This is a genomic window from Pengzhenrongella sp. (genome assembly GCF_036565025.1).
Lineage (GTDB): Bacteria > Actinomycetota > Actinomycetes > Actinomycetales > Cellulomonadaceae > Pengzhenrongella.
In genome coordinates this window covers 1-14950 of sequence record NZ_DATCNW010000397.1, presented here as the reverse complement: position 1 = coordinate 14950, position 14950 = coordinate 1, and the positions used below count along the sequence as shown (strand labels likewise).

Sequence of the window (14950 nt, the reverse complement as noted above, 5' to 3'; positions counted from 1 at the left end):
GGTTCGACCGCCCCGCGGCGAGCTGGCTCGAGGCGCTGCCGCTGGGCAACGGGCGGATCGGGGTGATGGCGCACGGCGGGATCGACGTCGAGCACCTCCAGGTCAACGACGCCGCGGCGTGGTCGGGGAGCCTGGACAGCGAGCAGGCCGGCGACGTCGTGGACGCCGCCACGGCAGCGGCGGCGATCGCTGCCGCGCGTGCTGCGGTCGCGGGGGAGGACTTCGACTCCGCGGCCCGGGCGCTCCGGGCGCTTCAGCACCGCAACTCCCAGGCATACCTCCCGTTCGTCGACCTGCGGATCACCACGGGTGTCAGTCGCCGGGGCGCGGCGCGCGAGCCGCAGGTCTCGGCGTACCGCAGGAGCCTCGACCTGGCTGCGGCGGACTGTTCGGTGACCTACCGCCTCGACGGGCACGAGGTGCGCCGGAACGTGTTCGTGAGCCGGCCCCACGAGGTCGGGGTCGTCACGATCAGCACCGACCACCCCGACGGTCTCGACCTGTCGGTCTCGCTGAGCTCGGTGCTCCGGGTCAGCGGGGCGGGCAGCGCGCCGGACGGCTCGTGGCTGGCGTTGCGGTTGCCGGCCAACGTGTCGCCCACCCACGACGAGCGCGACGAGCCGGTCAGCTACTCGGACGTGCCGGGAGCGAGCCTGGACGGGGCGTTCGCGCTGTCCTGGACGCACGACGGACACCCGGCGGGCTCGGGGACCGCGGCCACCGGCGTGCACGAGGCGACGATCGTGTTCAGCACCGCCACGACGTTCGCGGGCATCGCCCGCCCGCCGCAGGGATCTGCGGCGGACGTGCTCACGATCGCCCGGGCGCGGGTCGCCGCGGCGCTCGAGGAGGGCGCCCGGGGAGTACGGGCGCCGCAACGCGCCGACCACCTGGCGCTCTACGACCGCGTGCACCTGGCGACCGGTCCGCTCGGCTCACGCGCCGGGATGCCGATCGACGAGCGGCTGCGCCGAGGCAACGCGGATCCGCGCGGCGTGCTCGGCTCCGACCCCGCCCTGGCCGCGCTGCTCTACGCCTACGGCCGCTACCTGCTGATCTCGTCCTCACGTCCCGGCGGCGTCCCGGCCAACCTGCAGGGCATCTGGAACGACCAGTTGCAGCCCCCGTGGAGCAGCAACTACACCACCAACATCAACCTGGAGATGAACTACTGGCAGGCCGAGGTGGCGAACCTCGCGGAGGTCGCGGACCCCCTGTTCGACCTGATCGACGGGCTCACGGTGACCGGCGCCGCGACGGCGCGGCGGCTCTACGGCGGGCCGGGGTGGGTCGCCCACCACAACACCGATCCGTGGGGCTACAGCCAACCCGCCGGCTGGGGCCGGGGCGACGCCCGGCACGCGTTCTGGCCGCTGGCGGGGGCCTGGCTGGTCCGGCACCTGTGGGAGCACCTGCTGTTCGGCGCAGACGACGACTTCGCCGCCCGAGCCTGGGCGCCGATCAGCTCGGCCGCCGAGTTCTATCTGCACTGGCTCGTCGAGCTCGCCGACGGCAGCCTCGGCACGGTGCCCTCGACGTCGCCCGAGAACGGCTTCGCTCACGGCGACGGCCGGGACGGGACGGTCGACGCCTCCTCGACGATGGACCTGGTGCTCATCGCCGACCTGTTCCGGATGGTCGCGGGGCTTGCCGAGCGCCTGGGCCTCGCCGACGACGACGTCGCGCAGCGGGCCGCCGCCGCGCTACCCCGCATCCCGGGCCCGGTGCCCGGACGCGACGGGACGATCCCCGAGTGGCGCGCGGACCGCCCGCAGAGCGACCCGGCGCACCGACACCTGTCGCACCTGTACTTCGCGTTCCCCGGCGACCTCCCGCTGACACCCGCCCTGCGCGGCGCCGTCGCGGCGAGCTTGGACGGTCGCGGCGACGAGGCGACGGGGTGGTCGCTCGCGTGGAAGGTCGCGCTGCGGGCGCGGCTCGGGCAGGCGGGCAAGGTGAGCGACTTGTTGCGGCTCGTCTTTCGCGACATGGACGGCGAGCGTGGGGCGTGGAGCGGCGGGCTCTACCCGAACCTGTTCGCCGCGCACCCGCCGTTCCAGATCGACGGGAACTTCGGCTTCGTCGCGGGGCTCACCGAGTGTCTCCTGCAGTCGCACGCGGGGGTGATCGACCTGCTGCCCGCCGTGCCGCCGGAGCTCGCGACCGGCTCGGTGAGCGGGATCGTTGCGCGCCCCGGCGTCGAGGTGGCGATGCGGTGGGAACCGGACGACGCCGGCGCCGTCGCGCTGCGCGAGGCGACGTTCGCCCCATTGCGACCCGCCGGCCGCGGGCGGCACCGGGTGACCTGGCACGGCCTCGAGGCCTGGATCGACCTGTCCGCCGGCGGCCGGGCCACCCTGCACCCCACCGACTTCACCCCCGAACGTGTCAGCCCCAGCGCGGTCCCTGGCGCGCGCTAGGTCTGACGAGTAGCGACGTCCAGCCATGCACGAAACCATTCGCCGCTCGACGACGGCGGCTAGATTCGCCAGTCTTGCGCCGGATTCGCGCCCGAGGGCGCGCTGCCGTGCCGGATTCTCGGCGGAACCTGCTCAGTGCAGCGCTCTGTGCAGCCAACGCGCGCCAGGGGTGCACCTTCGATGCACTGACGGGTGCACTGAGACCTCCGAGCCCCGGTCCGCGGCCACGCGCGCGACGCCGGCTCCCGTCGGCCGCCGAGTTCGTCGTTTCCAGTCGAGTTCGTCGATCGAAGACGACGAACTCGGAAACGGACCGGCGAGCTCGAGTTCTTCGCGGGCGGTGCTCCGAGTCAGACGCAGCGGGGCCCCGGGGGCGCGCTCGGTCTGACGAGTTGATGGGGTCAGTCGGCGGGGAGGGGGGTGCGGGCTACGGTGCGGGCTGTCGGTTCGGGTTGGGGTTGCGGGACTCCGGCGTGGGGGATCGATTGGATCGGGTCTCGTACCGGCGGGACGCTTGGGAAGGTCCTGACCCGTTCCGTGAGCCATGCGGTGAAGGCCTCCGGCGGGATCGGGCGGCTGATGAAGTAGCCCTGGGCGACGTCGCAGCCCCACGCCGCGAGCAGCCCGAGCATCTCGGCTTCCTCGACCCCCTCGGCGACGACGCGCAGGCCGAGGGTGTGCCCGAGTTCGATCGTGGCCCGGACGATCGCCTCGTCGGCGCTCTGGGTCGCGGCGCCCAGGACGAAGGACTTGTCGACCTTGACCTCGTTGACGGGCAGGGTCTTGAGGTACGCGAGCGAGGACAGTCCGGTGCCGAAGTCGTCGATCGACAGGCCGACGCCGAGCGCATTGAGCTCGTGCAGGACGGTCAGCGCGCGGTCGAGGTCGGTCATGATCGCCGTCTCGGTGATCTCGAGCGTCAGGGCGTGCCGCGGCAGCCGGGCCCGGCTGAGCGCGGTCAGGATCTGCCGGGGCAGGTCCGGGTTGGTCAGGCTCCGTGCCGAGAGGTTCACCGCAATCGTGAACGTGGGAAGGATCGCGCGCCAGAGCGCAGCCTGGGCCAGGGCCGCGTCGAGGACCTGGTCGGTCAGCGGGTGGATCAGGCCGGAGTGCTCCGCGAGCGGGATGAACTCGTCCGGCCCGACCCGGCCGTGGTCGGGGTGCGCCCAGCGCACGAGCGCCTCCGCGCCGACCGCTTCGCCGGTGCCGGGCTTGATCTTGGGCTGGTAGTGCACCTCGAGCTGGCCGGACTCGATGGACTCCCGGAGATGTCCGAGCAGCGTGAGCCGGCGACCGCTGTCGCCCTCGGTGCGCGGATCCCAGACGCGCAGCAGCACCCGCTCCCGCTTGGCCGCGTACAGCGCGGCATCCGCGCGCTGCATCAGCATGGCCGCGTCGACCCCGTGGGTGGGGGCCACCGCCAGGCCCGCGCAGGCGTGCATGTCGATGTTCAGCTCGCTGCGCGTGAAGGGTGCGCCGACGGCGGCGAGCACGTCCTGGGCCCGGCGCGCGGCGTCGTCGGCGTCGACGACGTCGCGCAGCACGACGACGAACTCATCGTTCCCGAGGCGCGCGACGTGACCTGGAACGGTCGCCAGCGCGGTGAGGCGCCGGCCGGTCTCACGCAGCATGAGATCCCCGGTCGCGTAGCCGAGAGCCTCATTGACCTCGGTGAACCCGTCGAGGTCCAGCACCAGCACGGCCGTGTTCGCACTGGCGGTGAGCTCGGCGGTCAGCGCGCGCAGCGCGTGCCGGCGGTTCGGCAGACCTGTCAGGGCGTCGTGCAGGGACACGTGCTCCTGGGTCTCGGCCTCCTTGCGCAACCGGTCCACCAGCCGGGAGTTCTGCAGCGAGACCGCGGCGTGGTTCGCGAGCGACTCGAACAGACGCAGGTCATCCTCCCCGAACGGACCCAGGTGGTGCGGGCGGTCCTCGACGACGAGGATCGCCAGGACGGTGCCGTCGACCTCGAGCGGGGCCGCGAGGGCGTCGCGCGGCCCGCTCGCGTCGGTGCTCTCGTGGCGCCGGACGGCCTGGCCGGCCAGGGCGGGCGCCATCCACCGCGCGGGGCCGCCGGGACGGGACTGGACGTCCTCGTCGATGAGGCACAACCGCCTCGCCGCATGCTCGCCGGTGAGCATGAAGAGCTCCGCGGTCTCGGAGGAGAGGGCGTCCCGTGCCTGGCGCAGCACGATCTCGGCGACGGCGTCCACGCTGACCTCGCGCTGGACCCGCCGGGTGAACCGGTAGAGGGACTCCAGCCGGGCGTGACCACGGCTCAGCGCGGCGTACCCGCGGTACGCGAAGGCCACCGTGACGACCACGGCGAGCAACAATGTCAGGGCCACCGGGCGGGTGTCGACGAGCACGACGACGAGCAGTCCCACGCTGGTGTTGGTCAGCGCCGCGACCAGCCCCGACGTGACCGCCTCGCCGAGGACCCCCTCGTCGTACTCGCCGACCTTGAGCCAGATCACCGTGGTCAGGGCGGCGGCGCTCGCCAGGTCGGTGACCACGACGGTGGCCAGCGCGGCCAGCAGCCCGCGCGGGCTGGACGGGTCGGCGCCGCCGAGCGCGAGCCCGTACAGGGTTGCCGCGAGGGCGGCCTCGAAGGCGAACATGGACAAGTTGAAGAACAGCTTCAGACCGCTCTGCCGCCTGCGCAGCAGGCCCAGCGCCGAGCCGAGCACCCGGGCACCGACCAGCCCCAGGGGGTTCAGGTACACCAGGCCCAGGACCAGGGGGACCTCGGCGAACGAGACCGACAGCGACTCCCGACGAGCCTGGACGTGGACGACCACGAGCTCGGCCGCCGTGAAGACCGGGATCAGCAGCCACCATGCCAGCCCGGCCCGCGGTGCGTCGATCTGATGTGACGGGCCGGTGAGCAGGAAGACTGCGAGCGCGACGAGGACGGCGCTGAAGGCGCCGATCGCGCTTGAGCGATGTCGGTCGAGCAAGGCCACGGAACCACCTCCCATGACTCCTATCGACCGATCTCGGCCGGTGTGAGAAGTCTTGGGGTGGGCCCGACTCGCCCCCACCAACTCTGCGTCCCCAACGTCCCGGGTTCTGCAAAGAAGCCCCCGTTCTGCGAACTCCAGGAGTTTGCAGAACGCGGGCTTGTTTGCAGGACGTGCGGGTCGGGGCGCTGCCAGGCGTCGTCGCTCGACCAATTGCGTCCCGACCGCCGGTCGGAGGACCAGCTTCGGCTGCCGCCTTGGGCCGGATAGGGGGTGTCGCTGGCCCATCCGGGTGGTAACGATGCGGCGTCCTGGATCTGCCCTGCCCTTTCACTCACGATTGCCTCCGATCACCCGAGCTATGGAGGCCCTGTGCGCCCGTCGTTGACCCTGTCGTCCGGTCGAGGAGCGCAGGCTCCTGGCACGCAATGCGGCGACCGTTTCGCGGGCCGGTGGTTGTGGGGCACGACCACGGTGCGAATCGCCGGCGTCACGCTGGCCGCGATCGTGCTCGGCGCTCAGGGCGCGTCCGCGGCTACACCGCTCGTGGGCGGTCCGACGCAGACCATCATCGTCGAGGGGACCGCCGGCAGCGCCGCAACGGTGAGCGCCGCTGTGGAGCGCTTGGGTGGCACGGTCGACGCTCGCCTGAACGTGATCAATGGGGTCCGCGCCACCATCCCGATCGCCAATGTCGCCAGGCTCGCCGCAGCACGCGGCGTGCTCGGGGTGAGCCCGGACGGCACGCTCGTGCCGTTGGGCGAGCAGTGGGGCGACGACACCTCGAGCGAGACCGCCAAGGCCAGCCTTCTGACGGGCACGTGGAAGGCCGATCATGACCTCGGATCCGCGTTCAACATCGAGCGGAGCACTGGCGCCCAGAACGTTTGGGCCCTGAACGACCCGAACAACACCAGCCAGAAGCTCACCGGCCGGGGCGTTGGTGTTGCTCTCATCGACACCGGCATCAGCCCCGTCGAGGGACTGCTCCTTCCCGGCAAGGTCGTCAACGGCCCCGATCTCTCCTTCGAGTCCCAGTCCACCAATACGCGCTATCTGGACGGATACGGCCACGGCACGCACCTCGCCGGGCTCATTGCCGGCCGGGACACCGGGCTCACCGCCGCGAACCTGACCAACAGCTCCTACTTCGTGGGAATGGCGCCGGATGCGACAATCGTCAACGTCAAGGTCGGTGCCGGCGACGGCGGCGTCGACGTCTCCCAGGTCATCGCCGGGATCGACTGGGTCGTGACCAACGGCGTCGCGAACAACATCCGGGTCATCAACCTCTCCTACGGCACCGAGTCCGCCCAGGCCGCTTCGCTCGACCCGCTCGCGCACGCGGTCGAGAGCGCCTGGCGGGCCGGCATCGTGGTCGTTGTCGCCGCCGGCAACGACGGCGAGTCAGGCCCGAGCCCGTTGACCATGCCGGCGATCGACCCGTTCGTCATCGCCGTCGGGTCGGTTGATCACGAGGGGACGGGCAACGCCGGGGACCTGCGGGTCGGTGCCTGGACGAGCACCGGCACCGTCACGCGGCGCCCTGACCTGACTGCTCCCGGCAAGTCCGTGGTCAGCCTGCGGGCGCCGGGGTCGTTTGCCGACACCGGACATCCCGAAGGCCGACTGTCCACCGAGACGAGCGGACGGCTGTTCCGCGGTACCGGAACCTCCCAGTCCGCGGCAGTCGTCTCGGGTGCGGTGGCGCTCATGGTGCAACGCAACCCGGCCCTGACGCCCGACCAGGTCAAGGGCGTCCTCATGACCACGGCCGTCAAGCTCCAGAGCGACTCGAGCGTCGTCCAGGGAGCTGGGCAGTTCAATGTCCAGCGGGCCGTTCAGCTGCTCGCAAAGGGCAGCATCCCCGCCTATACCCAGACGGCGACGAGGTCGACCGGCCTGGGTACCCTGGACGCTTCCCGTGGCACCAGCTTCGTGCAAGACCCGGACACGGGCGCGACGTTGCGCGGCGAACAGGACCCGTTCGGTGTGGCCTGGGACGCCGCGACCTGGGCGCCGGCTGCGACCGCCGGGACGGCCTGGACGGGCGGTACCTGGCGCGGCTCGGTGTGGGCCGGCGCCGGCTGGAGCGGATCGAGCTGGGCACCGACCGCCTGGAGCAGTCGGTCCTGGTCGGGTGTGGACTGGTCGTCACGGTCCTGGTCCACGATGACCTTCCTGTCACGGTCCTGGAGCGGGAGCGACTGGACCAGCCGCAGCTGGTCCGCGGACAACTGGGACAGCCGCAGCTGGTCGATGGCCTACGACTGGTGAGCCGGAACCACCGACCCGGGTGAAACAGTGCGTAGGGCGGGCGCTCTCGGTCGCCCGCCCAACTTGACCTTGATCGCGCGGTGTGCCGACGTGCCCCATTTCCCACCGGTCGGCCGACAGAGCGTCGGAGGGCCGGGCTTCTCCGCCCTTGTATCGTGCGGTTTGCGACCTCGGGGCACCAAGCGCAGGCCGATGGTCGAACTGCCGCCAGCCACAGCGGCACGGTTCGAAGGGCGAAGTCACGAATTCAGACCGACTACGCGCGTCGAGGCCTGCGGGCGTCGACAGCGAGCGCGATCAGCATGAGGCCGGCACCGGTGAACGCGGGCACGCCGAACGGGACCAGGTCGCTGCCGCTCCGAAGCGCCAGGTCGGCTGTGCCCAGCGAGCCCGCGACGAGGAAGGCGACCGCCGCCGCGACGGCGACCCGGCGTGGCTCCGCCCGAAGGTCGCCGAAGAGCGGCAGCCCGGTCAGCAGGAGCGTGACGCCGGGTACGAGCAGGATGATCCCGCCGACGTACGCCAGCGCACTCGTCGAACCGTTCCGGGTTGCGGTGGTGGCGAGGACCATGGCGAGGCCGCCCAGGACGTAGGCGACGACCGCGAGCACGGGGGGAGTTCGCCCGGACGCTTCCGCGACTAGCAGGCGGCGACGCCGGAGCTCGCCGGCGACCAGCACCAGGACGACCACCCCGAGGACGACCACGAGCTCCCAGTTCGGCCGGTCGTCGTCCCAGGCTCCCGAGCTCGGGACCAGCAGGAGCGCCGCCTCCTGCAGGAAGTACAGAGCCACGCCCGCGGCCGCACCGAGCACTGGCACGGCAAGGCGGCGCCACCGCAGGCCGACCAGCACCCCGGCGAACAGGACGACGGCGATCGCGGACCGTGCGTCGATGACCTGTGGCGCCACGTTATTGCTGGACTGGTTCCCCCACAGGCTCTCCAGCGTGTGAACCGCGACGAAGAGCCCGGCTGCGGCGAGGAGCAGGCCGACGGCGAGCGGCCACCACAGCGGCCGGACCCCGTCGCAACGCTCGCCCGGACCGGGCTCGTCCTTGTCGGGGTGTCGAGGCTGGTCGACCGTGCGCCGCGGCACCGCCGGCGTGCTGCCCGACGGCGTCCCGGGTTCGGCCGCCGCCGATGTTCTCGTCTCCACCCGTGCCGCTGGTGGTCCAGGTGCCGCGAAAGGTGCAGGGCCAGGTGCCACTGCAGGTGCAGGTACCACCGCAGACCTCAGCTCCGGCGTCGGCACGTTCCGGACGGGTTCCTCGGGACGCGTGGGCAGGCTGATCCGCCGGCCGGACAGCTTGGCGCGGCCCTGGTGGGGGACGGCGGACGGCGGCGCGTCGCCGGCCGGCAACCAGGCGGTCTCGCCGACCCGCTCCGGGTCCACCACCTCGATGCGCACCGGGAGCACGTGGTCCCCGATCGGGGTGCTGACGACGACGCCCCCGATCTGCGGGCCCGAGCCTTCCGGGGTCGCGGTCACCCGCAGCCGGCTGTCGTCCACCTCGACCTGCAGCCACTCATCGGGCGAGTCGGCGCTCGCGACGAGCGCCAGGGGGGACCCGGTCAGGTGCACCTCCCGGCTCACCACGTCACCGAGCTGAACCTGCCCGAGATCGAGCGCGTCGGGGGAGACCTTGAGCACGGCGCTCTCCATGGCGCCGTGGACGGCGCCCGCGACCCGGCGGCTGTCGTCCTCCGCCATCCGGGTGAGCAGCTGCCAGGAGCCGAACGCCTGCCCGAGGTTGTCCCCGTGCAACCGCTCGCGCAGCTCGACGGCGACACCGAGTCGGGTCGCCGCGAGCGGGCTGCTCGCGGCCTCGACCAGCTCCGGCGGCAGCGGATCGGGGACGATGCGCCGGCGTCGGCTGTGTGCGAGGAGGAGGTCGCCCTCAGACCCGAACGCCCACAGGTGCGGCGTCTGGTTCGGGGTTGCCTTGCGCACCCGCTCCGCGACGAACGAGAACAGCTCGTTCAGCCCGACCCAGCCGTCGCCGTCACGATCGGCTTCGCCGGTGGACAGCCCTTCCACGAGCGAACCGGTGAACACCGAGGGGTTCACGCTCGCACCGGCCGCGAGCTCACCGCCCTCGAAGGCGTACTCCACGGCGCTGGACGCCGTGACGACCACCCGGCCCCGACCGCCGGCAGCCTCTTGCGCGGGCGCGAACGCCTCGCCGACCTGCACGTCGGACGTTCCTCGCACCACCATCCCGCGGGGAAACGCGCCTCCGTAGCAGCAGTCCAGGAAGAGCACGATGCGTTGGGCGCGGGAGTCGGCCATCTGCTGGTTCACGAAGTCCGCGGCTACCGCGGTCGAGGCCAGTCGGGTGGGCCGCGAGTCGGCAGCGGCGAGGAAGAGCTCGCCGCCCTGGCTCTTCAACCCGTGGCACGAGAAGTGCAGCAGCAGCAGGTCGTCCGGACGCCGGTCGGCGAAGAAGTCCTCGACCGCGAAGCGGATGTCCTGCGCGCCGGCGTTGCGCAGCACCTTCACCTCGAAATCACCGATTCCGGGGTTGCCGAGCACCTCGGCCAGCACCTCGGCGTCCCGCGCGGGAGCCTGCAGCCGTCGCAGCCCCGGGTCGGCGTACTCGTCGATCGCGACGATCAGCGCCTGCCGGCTCGAGGTCTCGGTCATCGGGCGGCATCCTGGGTGGCGTGCTGGCGGATCCACTCCTCGACCAGGCGGTCCTGGACCTGCGACGACGCACCGGTCAGCTCGAGGACATCCCCACCGAGCTCGAGCCGGACAGTTCTGCCTCGCGGTCCGCGCGACAGCCACGCCCGCACCGCCTGCACGACGCCGCCGAGCAGCCGGGCCGACGGGCCGAGCGAGACCAGCAGGGCGCCCAGCGCGTCGACGGAGAACCCGCGCGTGCCGGCCGGCGCCTCGCCGCCGGTCAGCGGCTGCACCGAGTCGACGTCGAGCGCGCCGATCTCCTCGCGGAGCAGCAGGGCGCTGCGCTCCAGGACGTCGTCGTCGGCGTCCGCGTCGACGATCTTCACGATCAGCTCGGTCGCCATCGACGCCTCCCCTGTGCGGACAGTTCCGTTGTCTCACAATGCACCGCTGAGGTGGGGGTTCACAAGGTTCCTCGCCCGGCTTTGCTAAGGATGTGCGCGCGCGACGAGCCATTCCTTCCGGAACTCGAACACAGGTCAGGCTTGGAGCAGCGAGCTGGGCGACGTCGGGGCAGCCACGGCGTGCACCCGGTTGCGACCGGCGTCCTTGGCCACGTAGAGCGCCCGGTCGGCGCGAGCGACGAGGCTTCTGGGGGTGTCCCCGGCCGCGGCCTGGGTGAGCCCGATGCTCGCGCTCTGTCCGCCGGGGACGACCTGCAGGAACCGGGTCGCCGCACGCTGCGCCTCCTGGAGGTCGCAACCCGGCAGGGCGAGGGCGAACTCCTCCCCGCCCCAGCGGGCGATGACGTCGCCGGTACGCAGTTCGGCGCGGATGGCGGCCACGACGTCGCGCAGCAGCTCGTCGCCCGCGGAGTGGCCGTGCGCGTCGTTGTAGGCCTTGAAGTGGTCCATGTCGAGCAGGGCAACAGTGAGCGGGTCGGCGGTGCGCTGGGCTCGTGCCAGCTCGCGGACCATCTGCTCGTCCCAGCTGCGACGGTTCGCGGCTCCGGTGAGCGGGTCGGTGCGTGCCTGCGCGGCGAGCAGCGCGACGAGGTCGGCGCGATCGATCGCCGCGGCGATCTCGGCGGCGACGAGCTCGACCATGTACAGGGCCTGCTCGGGCACCGCCTGGCGCGACTTGGTGAACCCGACGATGAGCACGCCGGTGCACTGCCCGTCACGCAGCACGGGTTGGAGCAGCACGGCACGCGCGCCGGTGTGCGCGGCCAACCGCGACGAGGCCCGCGGGTCGGTGCTCACGTCCCCGATGTAGATCCGTGCTCCGGTCCGCCATACCTCCGCCGTCGCGGAGACCTCGGCCCGAGGATCGATGCGCACGGCGGCGAGCTCGATCCCGGCGGTCCCGGACGTGGCGGTCAGGGTCCCGTCCTCCTGCGGTTCGATCAGGATGCAGAACGCCGCGCCGGTCACCAGCTGGGCGGCGGCGGTCAGCTCGTCGCGCGGGTCGGCGCCGGTCGTCAGGGCCCGCGTCACCGAGCCGAGGGCGCCGACGTCGGCCGTGCGCTGTCGGGAGTGGTCGACCAGGGTCTGGCTGGCGTGGCCCGCGAGCACGGCGATGACGATCCACAGCACGGACTCGCGCCACCCCGCGCGCGGATACATCGGTGGACCGACCAGGGTCAGGGGCACGACGAAGGTGAGCGCCGTCCCGACGATGGCGAGCCTGAGCTGGCCTCGACTGCCGTACAGCGCGATCCAGAGCACCGGCAGCATCACGGTCGGGCTGTAGCCCGACGTCGCGCCACCCTCGCCGTGGCGCAACAGCCCGATCGCCACAAAGCCGCACAGTGGGACGGCACCCTGCCAGGCGTCGGAAAAGCGCGCCCAGGGCACGGTGATGGCCGACAGGATCAGGATCACGATGAGGGCGGCGCCGGCCGCGAGCGCGCGCGGGCTCGCCGGTGCCGGCGGCAAGGACGCCAGCCCGACGGCGATCAGGCCGGCGCCCGCGAAGGGTGCGACCCTGCGGATCACCCCGGGCTCGATCAGCGGACGTCGAGTCGCGGTGTCCGGTCGGGCAAAGATCCCGTGCGCCGACTGCGCCGGCGACGGCTGGACTGCCCGGAAATTGGTCATCAGCCCTCGATCCCTGTTGTCGCGGCCGCGTCGTCCAACGCATCGGACGTCCACCGGACCTATCGGCCGCGGCCGGCCGAATCTGACGGTCTTGTCCTCGCCCAAGCGCGGCCGGAGGGGACACACAGACGGGCCCCCACCGTGCGGTGGGGACCCGTCTGCGTGCCCTAGCGAGAGCGGCTAGAGCCGCTGGGTGATGCACAGGAAGTTGCCCTCGGTGTCCCTGAACCACGCGGCCTTCGAGCCTTCCATCGTGGCGACGCCGTCGACGGTCTTCGTGCCGGGGATGTCGTAGTCCTCGAACACGACACCTTTCGAGCGGAGCCGTGTCATCTCGGCCTCGAGGTCGTCGGACTCCCACACCATCTGGGTGTTCTTCGCGGTGCCGGCGTTCGGGGTCTCGTAGATGTCGAACGCGGTTTCCGGTGCTGGCCGGTACAGGAGGATGTCCTCGTGTATCTCGGCCGGGTCGAGCCCGAGCACCTCGTGGTAGAAGGTCTGGGCGCGCTTGAGGTCCGCCGCAGGCAGGACCGGGTGGAGTTCCTTGAGCATGTGACAACTCCTCGTCTGGAGCATCAGGTGGCGATTCTTCGCCGACACACCCTCCGGCGGGTCACGATTTGCCCGCGAGGTTGCGCGACGTGTGCGGGAGTGCCGAGGCGGTCCGCGGTAGCCGTGAACCGGCACCTGCGCTCCCCGTCCACACCGATCGTGGGGCAGATCCGCATGGACGGTGGCTGTCAGGACTTCGCCGTCCACGCTACGCCGACGCTTGAGGTTCCGCCACGGAGAGCGCTGGCCCGATACCAGCCGGCTACCTGGTCGGGTCCGGCACGATGATGTCGCGGACCAGCGAATCCAGGTCGGCGTCGGCCGCCAGGAACTGCCGCAGGGTCACGCGGACCGAGCCGAAGTCCTCGAACTCCTCGATGGTCATGCCGTCGACTTCGTACGCGCGGACGAAGTCCGGGATCTTCGCCGAGAGTGCCTCGATGATCTTCGCATCGACGGGGACGTCGATGCGCGAGACCGGGTCGATGCCGCTCGCGTTGAACTTCTCCTGCCAGGCGAACGGCGGGGAGACGACCAGGTCACCGCCGACGAGCTCGCTCCACTGCATGTGGTTGCGGAACGCCGCGGACAGGATCCGGCTGCGGAAGCCGCGCTCGGTGAAGACCTGGTAGCCGCGCTTGAGGGCGGCGACGCCGGCCCACTCGAGGTACCCGGGGTCGATGGTGATGGCGTCCCGGGCGACGACCGTCTTCAGCCAGTCGTCCAGCCGCCCGCCCATGATCGTCACGACCGGGCCCATGGTGGCGGTGTCCAGGCCCTCGGCGTCGCGCCGGTTCAGCCCGCGCTCGATGGCCTCGCCGACGGCGACGGCCTGCGGGACGGTGAAGGAGACCGTGGCGTTGACGTTCACGCCGCGGTACGTGGCCTCCTCCATCGCCGCGATGCCGATCTTGGTGGCCGGGATCTTCACGATGATGTTCTTGGCGAGGGCGGCGAACTCGACGGCCTGCGCCACCAGAGCCGCCCCGTCGCGGTGCAGCCGCGGGTCGGTCTGGACCGAGATGCGGCCGTTGCGGCCGTTGTACTTCTCGAAGGCCGGCTCGAGCAGCTTGGCGGCCTCGACGGTCATGTCCTTGACGGCCTGCCAGCCGATCTCCGACTCCCCGGCGGTCGGCATCCGCTCCGCGATCGCTCGGATGCGCGGCCCCCAGATGTCCGGGTGCTTCTTGATCGTCGTGTACGCGATGACGGGGTTGCACGTCGCGCCCACGCAGCCCCAGCCGATCGCCGCCGACAGCTCGGCCGGGTCGGCCGAGTCGTTCCACAGCACGGTGGGGGTGTGCTGCGTCATCGCCAGGAGCGGGCCTTGCGTGGTCTCGTCCGTGCGGTTCGACTGGATCGCTGTCTGTGTCACGCCAACTCCTGGCTCAAGGTCGGTGGGTACCTGCGGTCACTCGCTCCTCGGTGAGCGCGCGGGGCCGACGTTGCCATTCAAGTCGCTGCTCAAGCCGCTGTCAACCGTATGTCCAGACAAACGAACAAAGTGTGGCGTATTGTCGGGGCGGACTCGACCCCACACAGTTCGCGCCAGGAGAATCCCATGCCCCTCGTCCGCATCGACCTCCAGCAGGGCCGCTCCCCGGAGCAGATCCGCGAGATCGCCGACAGCGTCCAGGACGTCATGCTCGACGTCTTCGCCGCGCCGCCCGGCGACCGGTACCAGATCGTCACCGAGCACCCGCGCGGTCACCTGATCGCCGAGGGCTCCGGGCTCGGGATCGAGCGCAGCGCCGACCTGGTCGTCATCCAGATCGTCCACCAGGGCCGGACCACGGACCAGAAGACCGCGGCCTACGCCGAGCTCTACCGGGTCCTCGCCGAACGAACCGGCCTCGCTCCCGGCGACCTCATCGTCTCCATGACGGAAAACACCAAGGAGGACTGGAGCTTCGCCGCCGGCCGCGCCCAGTTCCTCACCGGCGAGCTCTAACCCCACCCCCACCAGTGACACCCCCAACCCCGTAACGTCCGAGCGTTGACGTCCTATAGGAC

At 71.5% G+C, this 14950-nt stretch carries 9 protein-coding genes; 3 read left to right on the top strand and 6 right to left on the bottom strand.

Annotation, left to right across the window (positions count from 1 at the left end):
• The coding region (locus tag VIM26_RS22405) for a glycosyl hydrolase family 95 catalytic domain-containing protein (protein WP_331955422.1) at window positions 1-2420 on the top strand (2420 nt) is incomplete at its 5' end.
• Window positions 2421-2821: 401 nt separating this feature from the next.
• On the opposite strand, the gene VIM26_RS22400 is transcribed toward VIM26_RS22405, so the two are convergent.
• The gene (locus tag VIM26_RS22400) at window positions 2822-5386 is read right to left on the bottom strand and encodes a GGDEF domain-containing protein (protein WP_331955420.1); all 2565 of its coding nucleotides are present in this window, start codon (window positions 5384-5386) and stop codon (window positions 2822-2824) included.
• A gap of 471 nt (window positions 5387-5857) precedes the next feature.
• On the opposite strand from VIM26_RS22400, the gene VIM26_RS22395 reads away from it, so the two are divergent.
• On the top strand, window positions 5858-7660 hold the full coding sequence (locus VIM26_RS22395) for a S8 family serine peptidase (RefSeq protein ID WP_331955418.1): 1803 nt from the start codon (window positions 5858-5860) through the stop codon (window positions 7658-7660).
• Between the two features lie 256 nt (window positions 7661-7916).
• Here the strand turns inward: VIM26_RS22395 and VIM26_RS22390 are convergent, their stop codons facing one another.
• From VIM26_RS22390 to VIM26_RS22370, 5 genes are all read right to left on the bottom strand, one after another.
• The gene (locus tag VIM26_RS22390; RefSeq protein WP_331955416.1) at window positions 7917-10304 is read right to left on the bottom strand and encodes a caspase family protein; all 2388 of its coding nucleotides are present in this window, start codon (window positions 10302-10304) and stop codon (window positions 7917-7919) included.
• Window positions 10301-10690 (bottom strand): hypothetical protein, encoded by a 390-nt coding sequence (locus VIM26_RS22385; protein WP_331955414.1) that lies wholly within the window; start codon window positions 10688-10690, stop codon window positions 10301-10303. The genes VIM26_RS22390 and VIM26_RS22385 overlap by 4 nt, the downstream gene beginning before the upstream one ends.
• A gap of 135 nt (window positions 10691-10825) precedes the next feature.
• On the bottom strand, window positions 10826-12385 hold the full coding sequence (locus VIM26_RS22380) for a sensor domain-containing diguanylate cyclase (protein WP_331955412.1): 1560 nt from the start codon (window positions 12383-12385) through the stop codon (window positions 10826-10828).
• 180 nt (window positions 12386-12565) lie between these two features.
• Entirely contained in the window at window positions 12566-12937 is a 372-nt protein-coding gene (locus tag VIM26_RS22375; RefSeq protein WP_331955410.1) for a VOC family protein, read from the bottom strand.
• A 262-nt stretch (window positions 12938-13199) separates the two neighbouring features.
• Entirely contained in the window at window positions 13200-14312 is a 1113-nt protein-coding gene (locus tag VIM26_RS22370) for a transaldolase family protein (protein WP_331955408.1), read from the bottom strand.
• 186 nt (window positions 14313-14498) lie between these two features.
• Here VIM26_RS22370 and VIM26_RS22365 point away from each other — a divergent pair, with 186 nt between their 5' ends.
• Entirely contained in the window at window positions 14499-14888 is a 390-nt protein-coding gene (locus VIM26_RS22365) for a tautomerase family protein (protein ID WP_331955406.1), read from the top strand.
• Window positions 14889-14950: the final 62 nt, after the last annotated feature.

What these genes read in the sequence shown, in the direction of transcription:
- VIM26_RS22380 (WP_331955412.1), bottom strand. Translation starts at nt 12,385, where the DNA reads ATGACCAATTTCCGGGCAGTCCAGCCGTCGCCGGCGCAGTCGGCGCAC.
- VIM26_RS22385 (WP_331955414.1), bottom strand. Translation starts at nt 10,690, where the DNA reads ATGGCGACCGAGCTGATCGTGAAGATCGTCGACGCGGACGCCGACGAC.
- VIM26_RS22365 (WP_331955406.1), top strand. Translation starts at nt 14,499, where the DNA reads ATGCCCCTCGTCCGCATCGACCTCCAGCAGGGCCGCTCCCCGGAGCAG.
- VIM26_RS22390 (WP_331955416.1), bottom strand. Translation starts at nt 10,304, where the DNA reads ATGACCGAGACCTCGAGCCGGCAGGCGCTGATCGTCGCGATCGACGAG.
- VIM26_RS22375 (WP_331955410.1), bottom strand. Translation starts at nt 12,937, where the DNA reads ATGCTCAAGGAACTCCACCCGGTCCTGCCTGCGGCGGACCTCAAGCGC.